Consider the following 21,149-nt stretch of genomic DNA (forward strand, 5'->3'; position numbering starts at 1 on the left):
TGTCACGCGCGCCCGTGCTCCCCGCGGACCGCCCGCAGCGCGCCGCGGCCGGCTCGTGCGGGCGCGATCTGGCGGCGCAGGACGCGCTCGTAGGCGTCGAAGATGACGCGCCACGTGAAGGCCTCGGCGTGCCGGCGACGGGAGGCGGCGCCCATGACGTCGAGGCGGCCCGGCCCGGCCCGCACCAGGCTCAGGATGCCCCGCCGCAACTCGGTCTCGTCGCCGAAATAGAGCGCCTGCGGCCCCGCCACCCACCGGTTGAATGGGTTGTCGTGGGCGAGGATCGGCGAGCCCGCCCCCAGGGCCTCGACCAGCGAGGGGTTCGTCCCGCCCACCGTGTGGCCGTGGATGTGGAAGCGGGCGTGAAAGCGGAGCGCGGCCACGCGCTCGGCCTCGTAGATCGCGCCGGCGAAGATCACGTCCGGTCCGCCCGCCGCCCGGACGGCGCGGTGATACGGGTCGGACTCCGCGAGCTTGCCCAGCACGAGCAGCGGCAGGCCCGGGCGCACCTCGCTCCAGGCCCGGACGACCTGGAGCACGAGGTTCTCCGGCACCACCCGGGCGATCAGCAGTCCGTAATCGCGGGGGCGCAGGCCGAACTTCGCCAGCGGCTCGGTCGAGGCTTCCAGAACCGGGTCGGCGCCATACGCGATGGTGGTGATCCGGGCGGCCGAGGTCCCGCGGGCGAGGTGCGTGGCGATCTCCGGGTGGTCCGCCACGAGGTGCGTCGAGAACAGGCTGCCGAGGCGCTCGTTCAGCCAGAACCAGGCCTTGGCGGGCTTCGACCAGCGGTCGCGCTTCCACTCGATGCCGTCCATGTTCATGACGCTGCGCTTGGCCGTCAGCCGGTAGAGCAGCGAGAACGCCGCGGTGTTGTAGCCGAGCACGAGGGGCAGGGCGGGCCGGAAGGCCGCCCGCAGGGTGCATTTCAGGTCGAACACGATCGTCGAGACGGCACCGTCGCCCCGGACCGCGACCGGGATCAGCAGGATCCCACGCCACACCGTTGGCGGGGCCGGCTCGCGCACCTGGCAGTAGACCTCGACCCGCCAGCCCCGGGCCACGAGTTCGAGCGCGAGCCGCTCCGCCAGGGTCTCGAACCCCCCATGCGCCGCCGGCACCCCGCGTGTGCCGAGGATCGCCACCGCCGGGCGCCCGCCCGGCTCCCCCGCCTTCACATGCGCCGTGGGCGCGACACGTTCAGAGGAGTCTGAGGCATGGTCACGGTCGAACAGCGTCTGTTCCGGGAGATGGGAGCCGGAGGCTACTCCCGGCACGACCACCGGATGGAGTACATCGTGCGGGTCAACGCGCTGCTCCGCCCGGACATGCGGGTGATGGAGTTCGGCGCGGGACGCGGCAAGTGGAGCGATGATCCGGTCCCATTGCGCCGACACCTCGGCGACTTCCGCGGGCGCTGCGCCCACGTGGTCGCCTGCGACGTCGACGAGGCGGTTCTCGGCAACAAGTCGGCCGACGAGGTCCGGCTGATCGGGCACGACGGGATGCTGCCATTCCCGGACGGGAGCTTCGACCTGATCTCGGCCTTCTCGGTCCTCGAACACATCGAGCATCCCGAGCCCACCGCGGCGGAACTCGGCCGGGTTCTCGCCCCGGGCGGCTGGCTCTGCGCCTGGACGCCCAACCGCTGGGGCTATGTCGGGATCGGGGCACGGCTCATCCCGAAGCGGCTGCACGCCCGGGTGCTGCGCCTCGTCGAGCCCCGGCGGGTCGAGATCGACTCGTTCGTGCCGCTCTACACGATGAACACGGAGGCGGCGCGGAAGCGGCTTTTCCCAACTGATCGGTTCGAGCACTTCACCTACAGTTTCGACGGGCAGCCGTTCTATCATGGCGAGAACATCGTCCTGGGCAAGTTCTGGGAGCTGCTGTTCCGGCTCACGCCGGGCCCGTTCAAGGGCTACCACATGGTGTTCATTCGTAAACGACCGTGAGGGACGGTCCGGTCAGAGGCGAAGACTGCGCAGATGGCTGGCAAATCTGCGCATGTCCTCGGCCTTGCGGGCGAGGTCCGGCTGCCCGCGCAGCCGGGCCGCGAATCCGTAGGCCAGGGCGCGCAGGGTGAAGCCGAGCCGCAGCGGGGCCGAGAAGAAGGCCGGCGACGAGAGGCGCCGGCCGGCGTTGCGCAGGCTGTAGATGGTCGCCAGCCCGTCGAGCCAGCGGGGCGAGCGGGTACCTCCCGAGCCCCCTTGGAGATGGAGAACGGCAATCCCCGGAAGGTAGGCGACGCGCCAGCCGGCATCGCGCAGGCGGCATCCCCAATCCACGTCCTCGCCGTAGAGGAACATCGGGCTGTGCAGACCGCCGATGGCGGCGATCGCCGACCGGCGCAGGAGCAGGCAGGCGCCGCAGATCCAGTCCACGTCGAGGGCTCCGGTGCCGCGGGCCTGCCGGCTGGCGAGATAGAGGCCACGCCGGCCGAGGCGGCCCGACAGGCCGGCGGCGTGCACCAGGATCGAGAGCGGGCGCGGCTCGTAGCCGGCATCGCCGACCTGATGCGTCCCGTCCGGAAAGGTCAGCCGCGGGCCGACGGCGCCGACGTCCGGATGCGCGTCGAGATGGGCCAGGAGACCGGTCAGGGCCTCCGGGTCGCGCAGGAACGCGTCGGGGTTGAGGAGCAGGATCGCCTCGCCGCGCGCGTGCTCCAGGGCGACGGCGTTGCCGCCCGCGAAGCCGTGGTTGGTGCGCTCGGCGATCACCCGCACCCAGGGGAAAGCCTTCGCGACGCGCTCCGGCGTGCCGTCGGTCGAGGCGTTGTCGACGAGGATCACCTCGTAGGGGCGGTCGATCCGGCTCGAGGCCAGCAGTTCCAGGCAGGTCGCGATGTCCCGACCGGCGTTGTAGGTGACGATCAGGACGCTGAGGCTGACGGCGCTCATGATCGGTCTCCACGTGTGAAGGGGGTATGGCCGGTCCTGGACGCGGGCGCTCCCGGGGCGCTGGCGAGGGGGGACGCGGTTCCTTTCCGTTGGGCGGGGAGGGCGCGTGTCGCGCCTCTCGGTTCCATCGGCCCGACCGGCCGGCGCGCCTGAACGGCCCTTTGCCGCTGGGCGGCACGCACCCCGGCGATCAGTCCGAGGCCGGTGTAGAGCAGCTCGGCGATGCCGAGATTCAGGCGGAAGCCCGGATCGACCAGGCCGTGCAGCAGATGCGCGATCAGCCCCACCGCGCAGGCCGCCGCAATCGCCGCGAGGGGATCGCCCACCGGCGCGCGGCGGGCCGCGCGGAACCCCCGGGCGATGCCGATCCCGAAGACCAGCGCGAAGGCCGCGTAGCCGACGATCCCGACCTCGGTGAGGATCAGGATGTGCAGGTTGTGCACCACGTGGTTCGACCGGTCGAAGAGCCCGGCGAGCCGGGACAGGCCGGTCTTGTCGAGGACCGCGAACTGATTGCCGAAGTTGTTCAGGCCGACGCCGAAGACCGGAAACTGCTCGAAGAGGGCGAGGGCCGCCGCGTTCAGCGGGCCGCGCTGGGCGGCCGAGCCGCCATCGTCGGCGGTGAGCCGCTCCCAGATCAGCGGACCGGCATAGAGGGCCGCGACGCTGCCGACGATTGCCAGAAGACCGAAGACGATCAGACTCGCCCGGGAGAACAGACGGTCCCGATAAACCAGCAGGATCAGGAGCGCGGCGGAGACCGGGAAGGTGAGCCAGGATGCGCGCGACAGGGTCAGGACCACCCCGACCAGTGCCGACGCGGCGCCCGCTGCTCCGACGAGGCGCAGGATCAGCGGGCCGCGGGAGAGGGCCAGCGCCAGGGCGAGGGGCCAGACGAACTCGTAATAATAGCCCAGGATGTTCGGGTGGACCTTCAGGCCACCGGCGCGGCGTTGCGCCGAGAAGTTGATGTTCTCCTCGACGATCTGTTCCTCGCCCAGCACCGAGAGGCCGAGTTCCGAGCCCGAGACATATTGCAGCCCCGCCACCGCGGTCTGGACGAGGCAGAGGGCGCAGATCGCCAGCGCCAGGGTCCGGATGTCGGATTCCGACAGGTTCGAGACCGCGACCGAGACCAGGAGCAGGCCGACGAAGCGCCACGTGTCGAACCAGAGATAGGCCGGGTCGGTGGCGTTGGTGAGCGACAGCAGGCCCGCGATCAGGAAGCCGACCTGCGTCAGGACGAGGGGGCGGTCGAGCCGCAGGCCGGGCGCATTCTCCCAGAGGCCCGTGAGCTTGGCGGTGATCAGCGCCACGGCCACGAGAAGGGCGACGCTCACCGTCAGGCCGGCCCCGCCGCCGATGCTCGGCAGGTACTGCCCGACCGCCTCGAAATGCTGGAAGAAGCTCACGTCGAGCTTGACCGTCAGCCCGACCGCGAGGGCCACGAGGAGGACCGGCGTCAGGCGATAGAGCCGCCCGACGATCAGGGCGCCGACGCCGCCGAATGCCGCCGCCAACCCGACGACGGCGAACTTCAGGGGCGCCGCGCTCAGTGCGACCGCGCCAGCCGCCGCCGCGAACCCGATTCCCGCGATGGGCAGGGCCCGCAGCGTGCGAGTGTGCGCCGCGCTCACCCGAGCCACCGGTAGAGCCATTTCGGGATCGGTCTGCGGGTGCGATTGAGGACCACGCCCAGCGGGGCACCCCCGGCGGCCCTCAGGTCGGCCAGGGCCTGCTGCGCCACGGCTCGGCGGGTGCGCTCGGCGCCGATCACCACGATGAAGCCGTCCACGAAGGGTGAGAGCGCCGCGGCGTCGCCGATCTCGGTGATCGGCTCGCAATCCACGAGGGCGAGATCGAAGCGCTCGTCGACCAGCGCCAGGAAATCCTCGACGCGCCCGTCGTCCAAAGTCGCCTTCCGGATCGCCGCCGGGGTTCCCGCGGGCACGACGCTGAGGCCGTCGGCGACCGCGTGGACGCCGCGGCTCGGCGCTACCGCCCCGGCGACGATGTCGGCGAAGCCCGGCCGTCCGATCAGTCCGTAGGCCTCGGCGAGAGATGGCCGGGACCAGTTGGCTTCGATCAGCACGGCGCTGCGGCCGCGCCGGGCGTAGGCGCCGGCGAGCTCGCGGGCGAGCGTGCTCACGCCCTCGCCGGTCTGGACCGCGGTGATGCCGACCCGGCGCACGCGCGCCTCGTTCCGGGTGAGCTGGACGAGCGCCGGTTCGAGGATCGCCGGATCGATGCGGGGGGCGGCTGCGGCGGCGATCATCCGGCGGTTCCTGTCTGCAGCGGCACCGCGGCCAGAACGGGCACCCGCAGCGAGCGGGCGACCTCCGACGCGCTGCGGTAGGTCTGGGCCAGGATCTCCGCGAGGGCGACGTAGGCCAGCGCGGCGAGCAGACCGAGACCGGCCGCGAGGCCGAGGATCAGCGGCCGGTTCGGGCCGGAGGGCAGCCGCGGCGGCACGGCGCGCGCCACCAGGGCCGAGGACGTGACGGCCTGCGCGTCGAGGCCGGTGCCGGTCTTCAGCGCGTCGATCCGCTTCTGCGTCTCGGTGATCTCGTCGGTGAGCAGGCCCTTCTGCTGGGTCAGCCGGCCATAGGCCAGCGCCGCGTCGCTCTGGCCGATGGCGGCCTTGCGGCGCGTCTGCTCAATCGCCGTGATGCTCTGGATCTTCTCGGCCAGCACGGCGAGCTTCGCCGTGTCGGCGGCGAGGAGCGACTGATACTTCTGCCGCGCCAGGGCGGCGAGATCGCGGTCGAGGCTCACGTATTCGGGCGCGGTCGGCCGGAACCGGACCGCGAGTTCGGCACGCTTCGTCTTCAGGTCCGCCCAGCGCTGGTCGAAAGCGGTGACCGTCGGGTCGGCGTCGGGGGGCGTCGGCTGCCAGCGGTCGGGTCCGGCCTCGCGGGTGCGCTTGAGACGGGTCTCGACCACCTCGCGCTCGATCTGCGCCGCCGATTTCTGCTTGGCGAGATCGGCCAGCGTGCCGAGGTCGTTCTGCTGCTCGATCTCGAAGCTCGCGGTGTTGTTGCCCTTGAGGTAGGTCGCGAGCCGCGCGTCGATGGCGGCGAGGTCGGCCCGGGCGCGTTCCAGCTTGCTCTGGTAGAACGAGGCCGGCGTCTCGTCGGCGTAGACCTCCACGTGCCGGCGCTTGTAGGCGTCGAGCAGCCGGTTGAGCGCCTGCGCGGCGAAGTGCGGATCCGTCCAGGTGAAGCCGGTCACGATCACGTCCGTCTCCTTGACGAACGCCACCTTGAAGGACGCGAGATAGGCCTCGTAGAGCTTCTCGTCCGGCGTGAGGTGTCGCAGCAGGCCCACCGCCTCGAAGGGCACCCGCACCGTCTCGACGATCCAGGTCTTGACCGCCTTGGCGCTGCGCAGGACCTGGCGCCCCTGGTAGATGAACCAGTCGATCCAGTCCGCGGGGGGCGGGCCGGGATCGCCGGTGGGCGTCATCTGCTTCAGCGCCGCGAACTCGTCGCGCACGATGCTGGGGTCGCGCAGGATCTCGATCTCGTTGTTCACGTTCTGCGCGCGCTCGGAGAACATGTAGTTCTGGTTGGCGCCGCCCTGGAGCGGGGCGCCCGCCTTCTCGCGCCCGAGACGGATGATCAGCTTGGCGTCCGCCGTGTATTCGGCCGGGGTCAGCAGGAGGTAGATCCCGGCGCCGACGATGGCCGCGACCAGGATCAGCAGGGCCGGCCGGATGTGCCGGAACAGGGCCGCGAGGGCGTCGCGAAGGTCGAAGGCCGGGCCTTCGCCCGCGTCGGCGGCGGTCAGGTCGGTCTGGCTCACGTGCCGGACCTCACGGTGGCGGTGTTGGAGGTGCTGGCGGACGGCCCGGTGATGTAGTTCACGCCGAAGCCGGTCCCGTTGAAGAGCAGGATCTGGCGCACCACGAGATCCACCGCGCGGGCGGTCTTCGCGAGCAGCGACGGCGGCACGTAGACGGTGGCGTTGGGCGGCACGACGATCGAGTCCGCGAGCCCCGGCTGGCTGATATCAACGATGCGGACGCTGCCGGCCGCCTCCGCGTCGAAGCGGATGATGCGCACGGCCTCGCCGGCGGCCGTCGGCAGGACGCCGCCGGCCGAGCCCAGGACCTGAGCCAGGGTCCGCGGCCCCTGAAGGCTCACCGGGCCCGGGGCGCGCACCTCGCCGAACACCATGGTGTTGGCCGGGACGAGGCTCGCGAGCCGCACGCTGGTCGTGACCGAGGCGAGCTGGTGCTTGTAGGCGGCGTTCAGGCTGCCGGCGACCTCATGCACGGTCCGGCCCGCCGCCTGGACGGCTGGCACCATCGGCAGGTTGATCTTGCCGTCCGGCTCGATCGCCAGGACCTTCACGCGGCCCATATCGGCCCGCTGGGTGAGGTCGCGGAAATCGTCCGTCACGGTGCGGAACCGGCGCAGCATCACCGTGACGACGGGGTCGATCAGCACGTCGTCGTAGGTGCTTTTGATCAGCGCGGCCGCGGCTTCCGGCGACAGCCCCGCGACCTTGATGCCGTTCTTGCCGGGCAGCGAGATCCGGCCGTCCGGCCGGACGATCACGGTCCGGTTGTACTCCGGATGGGTGCGGAAATCGACGTCGAACTCATCGTTCGGATTCAGCCGGTAGGTCGGCTGGACGACGCTGGAATCGATCAGGAACGAGACTTCGACATTGTCGCCGACATTGAGCCGGTAGTTCGCCAGCCCGAGGCGCATGGTGCGTCCGACCTCCTCCTGCGCCGCGGCGACCAACGCGGGCGGCAGGCCCTCCGAGATGGTGCCGGTTTGGGTGACATCGGTTCCCGCGCGCGTCGCGCTCTGCGGACGGCTCGACATGCAGCCCGCGAGCAGCGGGGCGCAGCCGAGCAGCGCAACGGCGACCCCCAGGACGCCGGCCGGGCGACCGGCGTGCCGGGACGGCGCGCCGCGGAATCCAGACAGGGAAAACGCCATCGACCTCAGCCGCATCCTGCTCGACTGCGCTCGCTCGAAGACAACCCATGATCGAGCCGCGCACCGCGATACAATCGCAAAGCTTGGTTAACGAGGCTTGAACCCGGCTTTTCCCAATTCTATCAGAGGTTGTAAATCGCAAGCCGTGGCAAACTGCGGAGGCGGACTCCCGCCCGTGTGGGAAGTCGGGCTCGCCTGCGGGCGCGACCTTCGAGATAGCGCGAAATGAAAAGGCCCGACGTTCGAGCCGCTGGACGAGGCGGCCCCGTCGAGATCCCGACACCTCAGACTTCGGTACTCTCGATCGAAAGCTGTATACATCCGGACGCTTGCTCGGATTTAACGACGTGATTTATAGTTCGCTGGTGAAAGCCGGTCCGAGCTGCGGGTCGAAACTCTGCGGCGCGGTGCCGGACGGCATTGTTCGTTGCGAGGAGGGCGTGCCGCATGGCGGGCGTGAGGCCGGATCTCTTCGCTCGCCTGCGCGACGATCTTGAGACAGGGTTCCGGGAAGATCTCGAGGAGGCGGTCATCGATCCTGCGCGCTGGCCTGATCTGGCCGAGCGCACCGTGCGGGCGTCCGGCAGCGAGGGAGCACTGCTCCTCCGGTCCGATCGAAGAAGCCTTGAATCGCTCTGCACCGCCTCGCTCGCCGACGCATCGCGCCGCTACTTCGACGAAGGCTGGCACCGCGACGACCACCGCCTGCGCGGAATTCCGTTCATGCGGACGCGCGGGATCGCGGTCGATCAGGACTTCACCACCCCTGAGGAAGTCGCACGCCTGCCCTTCTACCAGGATCTGCTCGCCTCCCGCGGCCTGCGCTGGTTCGCCGGCATCGGCTTCGCAGTAAAGGGCCGTCTCTGGTGCCTGTCCCTGCAGCGGACGGTGGAGCAGGGGCCGTACGAGGCACACGAGCAACGGCGCCTCGCCACCCTGTCGCCGCTTCTGCAGCGCGCGGCTCTGCTGACGTCGATGGTGGAGCAGGCCCGCCTGGCGGGGCTGACGCAGGCCTTCGAGCTGATCGACCGGCCCGCCCTGATCCTCGATTTCGAGGGGCGCGCGCTCCGCTGGAACGACGCCTTCGGCGCGCTCCTCGGTCGCGACCTGAAGCTCACGGGCGGTCGCCTCACTGCGGACAATCCGGAGGCAACCCGGCAGCTGGAAGCCCTGGCGCGGCCCTTCGGCCGCCCGCCCATCTCCTCCGTGGTGGTGCCGCGACAGGACGCGCCGCCCATCGTGATCCACGTCGTGCCGTTGGTCGGACCGACCCGCGGCCTGTTCGGGGGAGCGAGCACGCTCCTCCTCTGCAGCGTTCCCGGGACCATGACGGTGCCGACCTCCACCATTCTCCAGGCGGTCTATCGGCTGACTCCCGCGGAGGCACGTCTCGCCCTGGCCTTGTCGACTGGCACCTCGCTCGCGGAGAGCGCAGCGCGGTTTGCGATCACTGCGGCAACCGCCCGCTCGCAGCTGAAGGCGATTTTCGCCAAGACCGGCGCGACACGCCAGTCCGACCTCGTGCGACTGGTGGCGAGTCTCGCGCGCTGACCGCGCCCATCGCGGTGAACCGGAACAGGCGCGTCCCGGTCCCGGCCCTCGACGGAACGGGTTGGACCGCGCAGCCGTTTCCGGTCGACTGCAAGGAGACATGTCGATGACGAACCGGATCGCCTTCGCTTCTGCCCTGGCCATCGCGGCCCTGCTTACCGGCGCGCCGGCCGAGGCAAAGGGCTGCCTCAAGGGTGCCGTGGTCGGCGGCGTTGCCGGACATATGGCGGGCCACGGCAAGATGGGCGCTGCCGCTGGCTGCGCCATCGGTCACCACAACGCCAACAAGAAGGCCAAGCAGGGCTAGCCTGTCTGCACGCGATGCCGTCGTAGGCGACGGGATCGCGTAGCGACGACGCTGATTCGACAAGTGTCTATTGCCGAGGCCGGATTCTCCCTGAGAATCCGGCCTCTTCGCATTCTCGAACCTCACCCGGTCGCACAGAGTCGATGCCGTCTGCGCGGGCGTCCTCGGGGCCAGCCCAGATCCTGGCTGCAGCCACCGCGGGTACAGCGGGAATCTCGAAACACCGCCGCTCAGCCGTCGTCGCAGCGGCTGCCCCGTGCGCCTTCGGCCACCACCAGCTTGCGTGGCCCGACATAAGCTCCGCGCAAGCCTGCCCGTTGACCGCTCTTTCGAGCTATTCTAATTAAGAACTGGCGGGGGAACGATCCGGAAACGGTTCCACCGCCCCCCAGTCAGCCGATGGAGAGACCCGATGGCCGGTACCGCGAACGCCGCTTGCGAGAGCTGCCGCTTCTTCGACGATCACAAGCTCAACGGCGCCCAGGCAAAGGGTGACGAAGGCCTCTGCCGCTTCAATCCGCCGGTCAGCCAGCCCGCCCCGGAGTCGAAGGGCCTCTGGCCGGTCGTCGCCTCCAAAGACTGGTGCGGCCACTTCACTGCCGAGATGTCCGCCGCCGAGTAATCCACCGGCTCTCCGAGCCTGCGGGATCAGTCGCCAGGCGACCATCCCGCCGCAGCGTCACGGTTGCCCGCCTGCGGTGGCCGTGCCCGCCCGAGATAGCTCCGTGCCATTGCCGGTGGTTGGCGACTTCGCTTAACGGGCCGCCGTGACAGACGTGATACGTTCGACCACCGGGGCCGATCGTTCTGCCATCGCGGCGATCTACGGTGACGCCGTCACTGCGAGCACGGCCAGCGTCGAGAGGGAGCCGCCGACGCTCTCGGAAATGAGGCGCGGCTACGAAGTCCTGCGCGGAGGCGGCTATCCCGTGTCGTGGCCGATTGAGCCGACACGGTTGCGGGCTATGCCGATGCCGGTCCCTAGCGCCAGCGCGCCGCCTGCCGCTCGACCCGCGAGGATTTGATCCACGGCGCCCGGTCGGGCCGCGGCGGGCGCCGCCCGCTTGCGACCCCGGTCGCGGGTAGCGAGCAGATCGACCGCCGAACTCTGGTCGCCATCATCGCCGACAGCGGCTCTCCCGCCTCGACTGCATTGCATGAAAGCCTCGGCTTCACGCCTGTCGCATCCTTGCGGGCGTGGCGGCCGCAAGCCCGGGCGATGGCGCGCCGTGATGCTCATGCAGGGCGCGCTCTGACCCGACCGAAGCCTGCCGCCGACGCGGATCGGACCGCGAGCCCCCGTTTCGCAGGGCCGATTACGCCCCAACACTGCGGTTGGGTTGTCATGATGCGGACAACTTCGCGCGGGACAGGGCGGGCATGATGCGCACGTCGTCCGGTTCTCGGCTCGGCGCGGGCGCGATGGCGCGGGGAGAGCGGTCTTTCCGCGCGCGAAAGCGGTTTACGCGAGGGCGGGCGGTCAAGGCTCCATCACGACTCGCGAGGGATGGGAGTTCAGGTATGCGGTTTACATCGATCGGTCGCCGGGTTGCGCCGCTCGCAATCCTGGCGCTCTCGGCATTGGCGAGCACGGCCCAGGCCAAGACGCCCACTGATCCCAGCGGCACCTACCTGACCGAGGACGGCCGGGCGCGCGTGCGTCTCGAGAAGTGCGGGACCGCGGGCGACCGGCTCTGTGGCTACGTGGTTTGGCTGAAGGTTCCGCTCAACGACAAGGGCGAGCCGCGGATCGACTTCAAGAACCCCGATCCCAAGAAGCAGGCGCGGCCGTCGCTCGGTCACCAGCTGATCCTGGGCCTGAAGCCGAACGCGGACGCCCATTTCGAGGGCAAGATCTACAATTCCGAGGACGGCAAATCCTACGACGTCACCATCTGGACCGACACGCCCGGCGAGCTGACGGTGCGCGGCTGCCTGATCGCGTTCCTGTGCAAGTCGCAGACCTGGACCAAGGTCACCGATCTCGCGCCCGGTCAGCTCCCGGGCCCGACCAATGGTCCGAACGGTCCGCGCACCGATCCGGAGTACGCCAGCGCCGCCCCCAAGCCGACCGCCAAGGCCGGTGCCAAACCGGCCCAGAAGCCCGCCGCCACCGAGGCGCCCCCCGCGGAGTGAGGGGCACCGGCCTTCAGTCGGCCAGGGCCGCGTAGGTCAGGACGCGCAGTTCGCGCCGGATCGGCAGAGCCGAAGACGGCACGAGCTGCGTCATGAGCACCACCGACAGATCCTCGGCGGGATCGATCCAGAACGCCGTCGAGGCGAGGCCGCCCCAGGCGACCTCGCCGGGCGTGCCGAGGATCTGGGCGCGGGCCGGATCGAGCATCACCGAGAAGCCCAGACCGAAGCCGATGCCGGAGTATGAAGTCTCGGCGAAGCGCGGCGTGCCCATCGCGGCCAGATCGCCCGGCAGGTGGTTCGACAGCATCAACTCCACGGTCTTGCGGCCCAGGAGGCGCGTGCCGTCAAGGGTGCCGCGGTTGAGGATCATCCGGCAGAAGCGCTGGTAATCGGCGGCCGTGGAGACGAGGCCGCCGCCGCCCGACGCGATGGCGGGCGGCTTCGCGAAGGCCGTCTCCACGGAATCGTCGAACAGGCGCAGCTGCCTTGCGCGGTCATACGCGTAGGTGGCGCAGAAGCGCGGCATCAGCTCCGGCCGGACGAAAAAGTCGGTATCGATCATGCCCAGCGGCTCGATCACCGCCTCACGGAGATAGTCGGCGAACGGACGACCGCTCAGGGCGGCCACGAACTGGCCGAGCACGTCGGTGGCGACGCTGTAGTTCCAGGCGCTGCCCGGCTGGGCGAGGAGCGGCAGCTTCGCCACCCGGGCTGTCATCTCGGCGAGCGTGCCCTCGCGCGCCAGGTAGTCGACGCCGTGCTCGCGATACTGCGCATCGACGAGGGTCGCCTCCATGAAGCCGTAGGTCAGCCCGGCCGTGTGAGTCAGCAGGTCCCGCACGGTGATCGCCCGGCGGGCCGGCTCGGTCTCAAGCTTCGCCCGGTTGCCGCCCACGGCGACCCGCATCTCGGCGAATTCGGGCAGGACCCGGGAGATCGGATCGTCGAGCTGGAACAGGCCCTGCTCGTAGAGCTGCATCACCGCCACCGAGGTGAGCGGCTTGGTCATCGAGTAGATCCGCGTCACCGTATCGAGGGTGAAGGGCGTCGCCCGGGCGAGGTCGGCCTGACCGCAGGCGCGCGCGAAGGCGACACGGCCGCGCCGCGCCACGGTGACCGACAGGCCGGCGAGCCGGCCCTCGTCGACGAGGCGGTCCATCCATGGCGCGATCCGGGCGAGACCTTCCGGGCTGAACCCGGCGCCGGTCGGATCGGTCTCGGTCAGCGCGCTCATGCGGTCTCCTCGTCGTGACGGTCCGGAAGGTAGAAGGGGAGGGCTGGAAAATCACCAGCCCATCGTTCCGGGACCGCCCTTGAACGGTCCGACGATGCCGGGCGTGATCCAGCCGCCGTAGAAAGTTCCGGGCTGCGGCGTCGCCTGGGCCCCACCGACGAAGCAGGCATCCATCGGGCCGGCGTAGAACGCGACATAGCCGGCGATCGCGCGGAAATCCGGGGTCGGGTCCGGGTAGGCCCAGGCGGCCCCGGGGACGAGACGGTCGCCGCCCCGCACGTCGAACAGTACCGCCTGGCCCTTCCACTCGCAGATCCCGCCGCGCCGCGGATTCACGAGCGTTCCCTCCGCGATGTCGGCGGGCGGCAGGTAGTAGGTCGGCGGGTGCGAGGTCTCGAGCACCCGGAAGCCGGAGACGGTCTCGGCGATCGCACCGCCGCCCAGCACCACGCGCAGTCGCTCCCGGACGGGCTCCAGCCGCGGCGGCCGCGGATAGTCCCAGACGCTCTCCTCGCCGGGCCTGACCGGATCCGGAACGGGCCGGAAGGGCGATCCTCTCATGGGAAACCTCGTGACGTGCCTTTGGGGATACAGATAGGGCGGCGCGGCCGGCGTTTGTCGTCGGCCTCGCCCGTGCTAGCCCGTCGCCGACACTCGAGCCCGGGATCGCCCGCGATGGACATCGCCCTCTTCCTCGACTTCGACGGCACGCTCACCGAGATCGCGCCGCGGCCGGACGCCGTGCAGGTCGAGCCCGGGCTGGTGGAGGATCTGGAGCGGCTCCGGGCGCGCCTCGACGGGGCGCTGGCGATTGTGACCGGCCGGCCGGTGACGGTGATCGACGGCTTTCTGACGCCGTCCCGCCTGGACGCGGCCGGCCTTCACGGCGTCGAGCGCCGGGTCGGCGGTGCGATCACGGGGGGCCAGATGGAGGATCACCCGGATCTGCGCCGGCAGGTCGCGCGTCTCCAGGCCGAGACCGCGGCGCTGGCGCGGGTCCTGATCGAAGACAAGGGCGCGTCGGTGGCGGTGCATTGGCGCCTCGCGGATCCCGACGATGCCGCTCGGGCCGAAACGCTCGTGAAGGACGCGGCGGACGCGCTCGGCCTCGCGTACCGCCTGCAACTCGGCAAGGCGGTCGGCGAGATCGTCCCGGCGCAGGCGACGAAGGCGCACGCGATCCGCGCCTTCATGGCGGAGGCGCCCTATGCCGGCCGGACACCCGTCTTCTTCGGGGACGACCGCACCGACGAGATTGCCTTCGCGTCGATCAACGAGGATGGCGGCATCGCGGTACGCGTGGGCGAGGGCGAGACCGTCGCCCGCCGCCGCCTGCCCGACCCCGCCGCCGTCCGCGCGCTGCTGCGCGACTGGGCCGCCGGGGGGGCGATCGATCCCGACGCGCTTCCGCGGGCTTGAGCCGTCTCGCCAGTCGGCCCGCGGCCCGCGGCCCGGGCTGTCGTCCTGCGCGCCGATCATGGGGAGCCGCGATGTCGAATCGTTCCGTCGACGGCTGGCCGCGGATGCTGCTGCGGCTCGAGGGCGCCTGCATCCTGGCCGGCGCCGTGTCGGCCTACGGCTGGCTCGGGCAATCGTGGTGGATCTTCGCCGCGCTGCTGTTCGTCCCCGACGTGAGCATGCTGGGCTACGCGGCCGGCCCGGTGGCCGGTGCCGTGCTCTACAACCTTGCTCACTTCCTGGCCCTGCCGCTGGTCGGCCTGTGTCTGGCGGCTGGCCTCGGCCACTTCGATCTCGTGGGATTGGCCTTGATCTGGCTCGCTCATATCGGCCTCGATCGTGCGCTGGGCTATGGTCTCAAATACGCGAGCGGATTTGGCGATACGCATCTTGGCGTCATCGGCCGGCCGCGTGACACCACGATCGCGCCGCATTGAGAGGCGGCCGATGCCGAATGGGACTTGCCCGCGCCGGGGCGCGGGGCCGATGTAGCGCCGAAGCCGCGTCGGGTGCGGATCCCGTCGGCGGCGGGACAGGTAGCAGGGGCTTGTTGCGATGTTCGAGTTTCCGGTTCTGGTCGGCGACATCGGCGGCACGAACGCGCGGTTCGGCCTGATCGAGACGGCCGGCCAACAGCCCCGCCTGCTTTCCCACGAGGCCACCGCCGACCATCCCGATCCGTCGAGCGCCATCAGGGCGTCGCTGGCGAAGGGGGGCGGGCCTTCGCCGCGCTCGGCCATCCTGGCGATCGCCGGCCGGGTCGACGGGCCGGAGATCCAGCTGACGAACGCGCATTGGAAGATCGCCGGCCAGCGCATCGCGGCGGATTTCGATCTCTCCGCCGCGGTGGTGGTCAACGACTATGTCCCGGTGGCGGCCGGTGCCGCCGATATCGAGCCCCACGACCTCACGCCCGTGGGGCCCTGTCCGCCCGTGCCCGGCGGCGCGCGGGTTGTGCTAGGCCCCGGAACGGGCTTCGGCGCGGCGGCGCTGGTGCCCTACGCGGCGCATCTCGCCATCGTGTCCACCGAGGCCGGCCACACCGATCTCGGCCCGGTCGACGCGTTCGAGGAGAAGGTCTGGCGCGTCTTGGAGCGGGTCGAGGACCGCATCACCGTGGAGACGGTGCTGTCGGGTCCGGGGCTGTCGCGGCTGCACGCGGCGGTCGCCCATGTCCGGACCGGGCAGCCGCACGGGAAGATCGAGCCGGCCGCCGTCACCGAAGCGGGGCTCAACGCCACCGATCCGCATGCCGCCGAGACGCTCGAGCTTTTCGGCCGGGTGCTCGGCCGAGTCTGCGGGGATCTCGCGCTGACCTTTCTGGCGACCAGCGGCGTCTATATCGGCGGCGGCATCGCGCCCCGGATCCTCAAGGTGCTCGCGGAAAGCGGCTTCCGCGCCGCCTTCGAGAAGAAGGCACCCTTCGCCGCCATGATGCGCCAGATCCCGACCAGCGTGATCACCGTCCACGATCCGGCCTTCCGGGGTCTGGCGGCGCTGGCGAACGAGGGCGCCAAGTTCGTCTACCACGGGCAGGTCTGGCGCAAGCAGGCGTGACGGACGGGCGCGGTCGCCGCCAACGGGGCGAGGCGACCGGCGACGGCGCCCCGGTCGCGGCGGCACGGCCCGTGAGGGCCGGCGCTCAGGCCGCCGCCAGCGGCTTCGAGACCTCCTCCAGGGACTTGCCCTCCGCGGCCGTGCCCCAGATCCCGCCGACGATTGCCGCGATGAGCATCAGCACCGCGCCGAGGCCGTAGCCGAACAGGACCCAGTCCCGCGAGCCGGTCTCCACCAGGCTGCCGAACAGGAGCGGCCCCGACACGCCGCCGATGCCGGTGCCGACCGCGTAGAAGGCCGCGATGGCGAGCGCCCGGATCTCCAGCGGGAAGGTCTCGGAGACCGTGAGATAGGCCGAGCTCGCCGCCGCCGAGGCGAAGAAGAACACCACCATCCAGGCCCCGGTCTGGCCGACCGGCCCGAGCACGTCGAGGCGGAACAGCAGGCCGACGCCGGCCAGCAGCAGGGCCGAGATGCCGTAGGTGAAGGCGATCATCTTGCGCCGTCCGATCGTGTCGAACAGCCGCCCGAGCAGCAGCGGGCCCAGGAAGGAGCCGAGCGCGAAGGGCAGCAGGTACCAGCCGACATGGTTGCCGGGCACCTGGTAGAAGCGTTCCAGCACCAGCGCGTAGGTGAAGAACAGGGCGTTGTAGAAGAAGGCCTGGGCGATCATCAGCGCGAGGCCGACCATGGTCTCCTTGCGGCTCGTCACGAACAAAGCCTTGAACACCTCCGAAAGGGGGGTGTGGTCGCGGGTGCGGACCTTCATGCGCTTGCTTTCGTCCACCGGCGGCAGGGTCACGCCCTCGTCGGTGAAGCGCTTCTCGATGCCGGTGACCACCCGGTCGGCTTCCGCCGCGTAGCCGTGGGTCGCGAGCCAGCGGGGGCTCTCGGGGATCCAGGTGCGCAGGAGCAGGATCACGAGGCCGATGGCGCCGCCGGTGAAGAAGGCGACGCGCCAGCCCCAGGCCGGGTCGATCACCTCGGGCTTGAGGAGCACGATCGACATGAACGAGCCCAGCGCCGCGCCGATCCAGAACGAGCCGTTGATGACGAGGTTGGTCCAGCCGCGGACCCGGGCCGGGACAAGCTCCTGGATGGTCGAGTTGATCGCCGTGTACTCGCCGCCGATCCCGGCCCCCGTGAGGAATCGGAAGAAGCAGAAGCTCCAGATGTTCCAGGACAGGCCGGTGGCCGCCGTGGCGACGAGGTAGAGGGCCAGCGTGATGAAGAACAGCTTTTTGCGGCCGATCCGGTCCGTGAGCCAGCCGAAGCCGATGGCACCGGTCACGGCGCCCACGAGGTAGCAGGAGGCGGCCAGCCCGACGTCGAACTCGGAGAAGGACATCGGCGGCTGGCGCAGGGCGCCCACCAGGGAGCCGGCGAGGGTGACCTCGAGCCCGTCCAGCACCCAGGTGATGCCCAGGGCCACGATGACGAGCACGTGGAAGCGGCCCCAGGGCAGCCGGTCCAGACGCGCCGAGATGTCCGTGTCGATCACGCGGCCGATCTCCGCGCGCTCCGGCGTCCCGGATCCCCCCTCGACCTTGCTCGCCATGTCCGCGTGTCCTCCCGTCTCAAGCGTTTACTGTGCCTGGACAGTGCGCATTTACCGCGACTGTAGGCAGGTGTTGGGAACGGGTTGGAAATCGATTCGGTTCGATTTCGTCTTCACATGCGCGGCGCAGAACAGGGAGGTCCACGCGGTGCCCTTCCCATGTCCTACCGTCCTGCCCTTTCCCGCCGCCCCCGGGCTCGGCTCGTCCTGCTGACCGTCCTGACCCTCGCGGGGCTCGCCACCGTCCCCACCGAGGGGGCGGACCGGCATCTCGAACGGCCCAAGCCGCGCGTCGCCCTGCAGGCGGCCGAGCGCTGGCGGCTGCGGCCGACGGAGCCCGTGGTGACGGTGACCGGCAGCGTCCGCAGGCGGCCCGAGACCGCGATCCCCGAGGATCGTCGGAACGTCCGCCTCGTCTACCCGGCGCTGGTCGAGGCGCGCTGACCGCGCCTGCAATCGATCTCTCGCCCACTCCATCTCGACGATCCGGATCCCGTCAGGCACAGCGCCTGCTTCGTCCGCATGTGGACGGGTTCGTCGGGACGGTGCGGAGGCGCGGATGGCGGAGGCAATCGCCCTGGTCGGGTGCAAGGGGCCGGGCCAGGAGGCGGAGTACCTGCGGATCCTGTCGGCGGCCATGCCGGAGGAGCGGCTGATCCCGTTCCGGACGATGGATGATGCGGCTCGGGCGGCGGCGCGGGTCGCCGTCGTGGCCAATCCCGATCCGGCCGAGGTGGCGGCGCTGCCGGGACTCGTCTGGGTGCAGAGCCTCTGGGCCGGAGTCGAGAAGCTGGTCGGCGCCTTCGACCGGCCGCTGCCGATCGTCCGCCTGGTCGACCGGGAAATGGCCCGCACCATGGCCGAGGCCGTGCTGGCCTGGACCTATTATCTCCAGCGCGACATGCCGGCCTATGCCCGCCAGCAGCGGGATCGGGTCTGGCGCCCGCACGCCTACCGCAAGCCGTCCGACACCACGGTGGGACTGCTCGGCCTCGGGGCGCTCGGCACCGCGGCGGCGGAGCGGCTCACCGGCGCGGGCTTCCGTGTCGTCGGCTGGAGCCGCGGCCCGAAGGCCGTGCCGGGCCTCGAGACGTTTCACGGCACCGACAGCCTCCCGGCGATGCTCGGCCGGTGCGACATCCTCGTCTGCCTCGTGCCGCTGACGCCCGAGACGCGGGGCCTCGTGGATGCTCGACGCCTCGCGGCCCTGAAGCCGGGCGCCGCGCTGATCAATTTCGCCCGCGGGCCGATCGTCGTCACCGAGGATCTGATCGCCGCCCTGGATTCCGGCCACCTCGCGCATGCGGTGCTCGACGTCTTCGGGGTCGAACCCCTGCCGGCGGACTCCCCGCTGTGGTCACATCCCGGGGTGACGGTGCTGCCGCACATTTCGGGGCCCACCGACATGGACTCGGCCGCCGCCACGGTGGCGGAGAACCTGAGGACCTATCGCCGGACCGGTCAGGTGCCGGACGGGGTCGACGCGGCTCGGGGTTATTAGGTCGCGCGTCGCGGCCGCTTCGTCCCGTCGTCCCGGGACCGCGCAGCGGTGCCCGGGATCCTGACACGCCGAGGCGCCAGGATCCTGCTCCGGCGGCGGCTCCGGATCGCCCGCCTCCGGCGTGCCTCTCCCGGTCCGAGCCCGCCTGCGGCGCCCGGAATGACGGCGCAGGTGGACGGGCGCGCCGCGTGACCTTTGCCCTTCGGATGCGTGGGGACGACGCGTGGCCTCACAGCGTCGGGAATGTCGCCGCGAGGTGGTCGATCAGCACCCGCACGGCCGGCGGCAGCCCGCGCCGGGTCGTGAAGACGAGGTGCACGATCCCAGGCTGCCCCTGCCACTCCGGATAGACGGGAACAAGCCGGCCCGCCCCGATGGCGTCGGTGCAGGCATGGTCGGGCAGGAACGCGACCCCGAGGCCGGCGGCCGCCGCGTCGCAGAGCGCGGCGAAGTCGCCGCAGGTCAGGCGCGGCTCGTGACGCAGGGTGAAAACCCGGCCATCCGCCCGCTCCAGCCGCCAATCCGCCTCGCCCGGATCGTCGCGGGTCCCGAGGGTCGGAGCCGCGCCGAGGCTGGCGATATCGGGGCCCAGGCCGCGCGCGACTTCCGGTGCGGCCACCAGGATCCAGCGCGAGAGCCCGAGCGAGCGCATGGTCAGCGACGCGTCGCTGGTCAGATCCCGCCGGACCCGCAGGGCCACATCGATCCGCTCCTCGATCAGGTCGACGGGCCGGTCGGTCGCCACCAGCTGCAGCCTGACCTTCGGATGCCGGGAGAGGAACACGCGCACGATCGCGCCGACGATATCGATGAGGCCCGTCGGGCAGCTCATGCGGATCCGCCCGTGCGGCTCGGTCTGCGCCTCCGCGACCAGCGCCTCGGCCCGTTCGGCCTCCAGCATCATCGCCCTGCAGCGCTCGTAGAAGCCCTGGCCGACCTCGGTCACGCGGAAGCGCCGGCTCGACCGCTCGATCAGGCGGACGCCCAGGCGCGTCTCCAGGGCCGCGACCCGGCGGCTGAGCTTCGATTTGGGCTGGTGCAGCGCCCGGCCCGCCGCGGCGAAGCCGCCATGCGCCACCACCTCGGCGAAGTAGACGTAGTCGTTCAGGTCGGCGCGGCTCATCGTTCCTCCAGGGGAACGCTGAGTGCCATATCTGGCGACTACCGGCATCATCGTTCCGTCGGCATCTCTCCAACCAGCGGCGCACACGAAGCCGAACGATGGAGAACGACGATGGCCGGCAGGTTTCAGGACAAGGTTGTGGTTGTAACGGGCGGGACCAGCGGCATCGGGCTCGCCGCCGCCCAGGCCTTCGTGGACGAGGGGGCCGCGGTGTTCATCACCGGCCGCCGCCAGGAGGCCCTCGACGCCGCGGTGAAGCAGATCGGCGGCCGGATCACCGGCGTACGCGGCGACATGGCGAACCTCGCCGACATCGACCGCCTCTATGATGCCGTCCAGCAGAAGCACGCGCAGATCGACGTGGTCTTCGCCAATGCCGGCGGCGGCACCTTCGCGCCGCTGGGGGCGATCACCGAGGAGCACTACCAGAGCATCTTCGACACCAACGTGAAGGGCGTGCTCTTCACCGTCCAGAAGGCGCTGCCGCTGCTGCGGGACGGGGCGGCGATCGTGCTCACCGGATCGACAACGGGCAGCGCGGGCACGCCGGCCTTCAGCGTCTACTCGGCCACCAAGGCGGCGGTGCGCAACTTCGCCCGGAACTGGATCCTCGACCTGAAGGACCGGCGCATCCGGGTGAATACGATCAGCCCCGGCGTCACCGAGACTGCGGGCCTCGACGCGCTGTTCGGCGGCGGCGATCAGGCGGCGGCCACCAAGGATTACCTCGCCGGCCAGATCCCGGCCGGGCGCGTCGGCCGGCCCGAGGAGATCGCCCAGGCGGTGCTGTTCCTCGCCTCCGACGCGGCGAGCTTCGTCAACGGTATCGAGCTCTTCGCCGATGGCGGGCAGGTCCAGATCTGAGG

General features: G+C 70.7%; 21 protein-coding genes. 11 read left to right on the forward strand and 10 right to left on the reverse strand.

Annotation, left to right across the window (positions count from 1 at the left end):
* Positions 1-2: 2 nt before the first annotated feature.
* Positions 3-1,145, reverse strand: coding sequence for a DUF1972 domain-containing protein (locus tag P9K36_RS29710; RefSeq protein ID WP_043387006.1), 1,143 nt, complete (start codon positions 1,143-1,145; stop codon positions 3-5).
* A 72-nt stretch (positions 1,146-1,217) separates the two neighbouring features.
* Between P9K36_RS29710 and P9K36_RS29715 the strand changes: the two genes are divergently transcribed.
* Entirely contained in the window at positions 1,218-1,955 is a 738-nt protein-coding gene (locus P9K36_RS29715) for a class I SAM-dependent methyltransferase (RefSeq protein ID WP_043354823.1), read from the forward strand.
* A gap of 12 nt (positions 1,956-1,967) precedes the next feature.
* Here P9K36_RS29715 and P9K36_RS29720 read toward each other — a convergent pair whose 3' ends face one another.
* The 5 genes from P9K36_RS29720 to P9K36_RS29740 are packed head-to-tail and all read right to left on the reverse strand — an operon-like array spanning position 1,968 to position 7,855.
* Positions 1,968-2,900 carry a glycosyltransferase family 2 protein gene (locus tag P9K36_RS29720; protein WP_043354821.1) on the reverse strand — a complete coding sequence of 311 codons (933 nt, stop codon included), beginning with the start codon at positions 2,898-2,900 and terminating at the stop codon, positions 1,968-1,970.
* Positions 2,897-4,537 carry an O-antigen ligase family protein gene (locus P9K36_RS29725; protein WP_236961719.1) on the reverse strand — a complete coding sequence of 547 codons (1,641 nt, stop codon included), beginning with the start codon at positions 4,535-4,537 and terminating at the stop codon, positions 2,897-2,899. Before P9K36_RS29725 ends, P9K36_RS29720 begins: the two co-directional genes overlap by 4 nt.
* Positions 4,534-5,175 (reverse strand): CpsD/CapB family tyrosine-protein kinase, encoded by a 642-nt coding sequence (locus tag P9K36_RS29730; protein ID WP_053610503.1) that lies wholly within the window; start codon positions 5,173-5,175, stop codon positions 4,534-4,536. The genes P9K36_RS29725 and P9K36_RS29730 overlap by 4 nt, the downstream gene beginning before the upstream one ends.
* The gene (locus tag P9K36_RS29735; RefSeq protein WP_278306313.1) at positions 5,172-6,704 is read right to left on the reverse strand and encodes a Wzz/FepE/Etk N-terminal domain-containing protein; all 1,533 of its coding nucleotides are present in this window, start codon (positions 6,702-6,704) and stop codon (positions 5,172-5,174) included. Before P9K36_RS29735 ends, P9K36_RS29730 begins: the two co-directional genes overlap by 4 nt.
* A complete protein-coding gene (locus P9K36_RS29740) occupies positions 6,701-7,855 on the reverse strand; it encodes a polysaccharide biosynthesis/export family protein (protein WP_043760400.1) in 1,155 nt (384 codons plus the stop codon). The genes P9K36_RS29735 and P9K36_RS29740 overlap by 4 nt, the downstream gene beginning before the upstream one ends.
* Before the next feature lie 447 nt (positions 7,856-8,302).
* On the opposite strand from P9K36_RS29740, the gene P9K36_RS29745 reads away from it, so the two are divergent.
* The 4 genes from P9K36_RS29745 to P9K36_RS29760 all read left to right on the forward strand — a co-directional run bounded on the left by P9K36_RS29745 (position 8,303) and on the right by P9K36_RS29760 (position 11,849).
* Complete coding sequence (locus P9K36_RS29745; RefSeq protein WP_043760402.1) at positions 8,303-9,406, forward strand: helix-turn-helix transcriptional regulator; 1,104 nt, start codon at positions 8,303-8,305, stop codon at positions 9,404-9,406.
* A gap of 106 nt (positions 9,407-9,512) precedes the next feature.
* Complete coding sequence (locus P9K36_RS29750; protein ID WP_043349362.1) at positions 9,513-9,713, forward strand: glycine zipper 2TM domain containing protein; 201 nt, start codon at positions 9,513-9,515, stop codon at positions 9,711-9,713.
* A 412-nt stretch (positions 9,714-10,125) separates the two neighbouring features.
* Complete coding sequence (locus tag P9K36_RS29755) at positions 10,126-10,335, forward strand: hypothetical protein (RefSeq protein ID WP_043386991.1); 210 nt, start codon at positions 10,126-10,128, stop codon at positions 10,333-10,335.
* A gap of 899 nt (positions 10,336-11,234) precedes the next feature.
* On the forward strand, positions 11,235-11,849 hold the full coding sequence (locus P9K36_RS29760; protein ID WP_043349347.1) for a DUF2147 domain-containing protein: 615 nt from the start codon (positions 11,235-11,237) through the stop codon (positions 11,847-11,849).
* 13 nt (positions 11,850-11,862) lie between these two features.
* Here P9K36_RS29760 and P9K36_RS29765 read toward each other — a convergent pair whose 3' ends face one another.
* Entirely contained in the window at positions 11,863-13,086 is a 1,224-nt protein-coding gene (locus P9K36_RS29765) for a serine hydrolase domain-containing protein (RefSeq protein ID WP_043760403.1), read from the reverse strand.
* 51 nt (positions 13,087-13,137) lie between these two features.
* Positions 13,138-13,647: a DUF427 domain-containing protein gene (locus P9K36_RS29770; RefSeq protein ID WP_043760405.1), complete on the reverse strand. Its 510-nt coding sequence runs from the start codon at positions 13,645-13,647 to the stop codon at positions 13,138-13,140.
* Between the two features lie 114 nt (positions 13,648-13,761).
* Between P9K36_RS29770 and otsB the strand changes: the two genes are divergently transcribed.
* The 3 genes from otsB to P9K36_RS29785 all read left to right on the forward strand — a co-directional run bounded on the left by otsB (position 13,762) and on the right by P9K36_RS29785 (position 16,101).
* Positions 13,762-14,505, forward strand: coding sequence for a trehalose-phosphatase (gene otsB, locus P9K36_RS29775; RefSeq protein ID WP_043349341.1), 744 nt, complete (start codon positions 13,762-13,764; stop codon positions 14,503-14,505).
* A 71-nt stretch (positions 14,506-14,576) separates the two neighbouring features.
* Entirely contained in the window at positions 14,577-14,981 is a 405-nt protein-coding gene (locus P9K36_RS29780; protein WP_043760408.1) for a DUF4260 domain-containing protein, read from the forward strand.
* A gap of 118 nt (positions 14,982-15,099) precedes the next feature.
* A complete protein-coding gene (locus P9K36_RS29785) occupies positions 15,100-16,101 on the forward strand; it encodes a glucokinase (protein WP_043349337.1) in 1,002 nt (333 codons plus the stop codon).
* 85 nt (positions 16,102-16,186) lie between these two features.
* Here the strand turns inward: P9K36_RS29785 and P9K36_RS29790 are convergent, their stop codons facing one another.
* Positions 16,187-17,659: an MFS transporter gene (locus P9K36_RS29790; RefSeq protein WP_043349334.1), complete on the reverse strand. Its 1,473-nt coding sequence runs from the start codon at positions 17,657-17,659 to the stop codon at positions 16,187-16,189.
* A 159-nt stretch (positions 17,660-17,818) separates the two neighbouring features.
* Between P9K36_RS29790 and P9K36_RS29795 the strand changes: the two genes are divergently transcribed.
* Together P9K36_RS29795 and P9K36_RS29800 are read left to right on the forward strand one after the other, a co-directional pair.
* On the forward strand, positions 17,819-18,103 hold the full coding sequence (locus P9K36_RS29795) for a hypothetical protein (RefSeq protein ID WP_278306314.1): 285 nt from the start codon (positions 17,819-17,821) through the stop codon (positions 18,101-18,103).
* Between the two features lie 115 nt (positions 18,104-18,218).
* On the forward strand, positions 18,219-19,160 hold the full coding sequence (locus P9K36_RS29800) for a glyoxylate/hydroxypyruvate reductase A (RefSeq protein ID WP_274926210.1): 942 nt from the start codon (positions 18,219-18,221) through the stop codon (positions 19,158-19,160).
* A 229-nt stretch (positions 19,161-19,389) separates the two neighbouring features.
* Here the strand turns inward: P9K36_RS29800 and P9K36_RS29805 are convergent, their stop codons facing one another.
* The gene (locus P9K36_RS29805; RefSeq protein WP_043760413.1) at positions 19,390-20,283 is read right to left on the reverse strand and encodes a LysR substrate-binding domain-containing protein; all 894 of its coding nucleotides are present in this window, start codon (positions 20,281-20,283) and stop codon (positions 19,390-19,392) included.
* 111 nt (positions 20,284-20,394) lie between these two features.
* Between P9K36_RS29805 and P9K36_RS29810 the strand changes: the two genes are divergently transcribed.
* Positions 20,395-21,147, forward strand: coding sequence for an SDR family oxidoreductase (locus tag P9K36_RS29810; RefSeq protein ID WP_043387002.1), 753 nt, complete (start codon positions 20,395-20,397; stop codon positions 21,145-21,147).
* The last annotated feature ends 2 nt before the right edge of the window (positions 21,148-21,149 follow it).

The organism is Methylobacterium sp. 391_Methyba4, assembly GCF_029691625.1.
GTDB lineage: Bacteria > Pseudomonadota > Alphaproteobacteria > Rhizobiales > Beijerinckiaceae > Methylobacterium > Methylobacterium fujisawaense.

What these genes read in the sequence shown, in the direction of transcription:
- P9K36_RS29790 (WP_043349334.1), bottom strand. Translation starts at nt 17,659, where the DNA reads ATGGCGAGCAAGGTCGAGGGGGGATCCGGGACGCCGGAGCGCGCGGAG.
- P9K36_RS29755 (WP_043386991.1), top strand. Translation starts at nt 10,126, where the DNA reads ATGGCCGGTACCGCGAACGCCGCTTGCGAGAGCTGCCGCTTCTTCGAC.
- P9K36_RS29795 (WP_278306314.1), top strand. Translation starts at nt 17,819, where the DNA reads ATGTCCTACCGTCCTGCCCTTTCCCGCCGCCCCCGGGCTCGGCTCGTC.
- P9K36_RS29780 (WP_043760408.1), top strand. Translation starts at nt 14,577, where the DNA reads ATGTCGAATCGTTCCGTCGACGGCTGGCCGCGGATGCTGCTGCGGCTC.
- P9K36_RS29730 (WP_053610503.1), bottom strand. Translation starts at nt 5,175, where the DNA reads ATGATCGCCGCCGCAGCCGCCCCCCGCATCGATCCGGCGATCCTCGAA.
- P9K36_RS29810 (WP_043387002.1), top strand. Translation starts at nt 20,395, where the DNA reads ATGGCCGGCAGGTTTCAGGACAAGGTTGTGGTTGTAACGGGCGGGACC.
- otsB (WP_043349341.1), top strand. Translation starts at nt 13,762, where the DNA reads ATGGACATCGCCCTCTTCCTCGACTTCGACGGCACGCTCACCGAGATC.
- P9K36_RS29770 (WP_043760405.1), bottom strand. Translation starts at nt 13,647, where the DNA reads ATGAGAGGATCGCCCTTCCGGCCCGTTCCGGATCCGGTCAGGCCCGGC.
- P9K36_RS29805 (WP_043760413.1), bottom strand. Translation starts at nt 20,283, where the DNA reads ATGAGCCGCGCCGACCTGAACGACTACGTCTACTTCGCCGAGGTGGTG.
- P9K36_RS29785 (WP_043349337.1), top strand. Translation starts at nt 15,100, where the DNA reads ATGTTCGAGTTTCCGGTTCTGGTCGGCGACATCGGCGGCACGAACGCG.
- P9K36_RS29760 (WP_043349347.1), top strand. Translation starts at nt 11,235, where the DNA reads ATGCGGTTTACATCGATCGGTCGCCGGGTTGCGCCGCTCGCAATCCTG.
- P9K36_RS29740 (WP_043760400.1), bottom strand. Translation starts at nt 7,855, where the DNA reads ATGGCGTTTTCCCTGTCTGGATTCCGCGGCGCGCCGTCCCGGCACGCC.
- P9K36_RS29750 (WP_043349362.1), top strand. Translation starts at nt 9,513, where the DNA reads ATGACGAACCGGATCGCCTTCGCTTCTGCCCTGGCCATCGCGGCCCTG.
- P9K36_RS29800 (WP_274926210.1), top strand. Translation starts at nt 18,219, where the DNA reads ATGGCGGAGGCAATCGCCCTGGTCGGGTGCAAGGGGCCGGGCCAGGAG.
- P9K36_RS29720 (WP_043354821.1), bottom strand. Translation starts at nt 2,900, where the DNA reads ATGAGCGCCGTCAGCCTCAGCGTCCTGATCGTCACCTACAACGCCGGT.
- P9K36_RS29765 (WP_043760403.1), bottom strand. Translation starts at nt 13,086, where the DNA reads ATGAGCGCGCTGACCGAGACCGATCCGACCGGCGCCGGGTTCAGCCCG.
- P9K36_RS29745 (WP_043760402.1), top strand. Translation starts at nt 8,303, where the DNA reads ATGGCGGGCGTGAGGCCGGATCTCTTCGCTCGCCTGCGCGACGATCTT.
- P9K36_RS29715 (WP_043354823.1), top strand. Translation starts at nt 1,218, where the DNA reads ATGGTCACGGTCGAACAGCGTCTGTTCCGGGAGATGGGAGCCGGAGGC.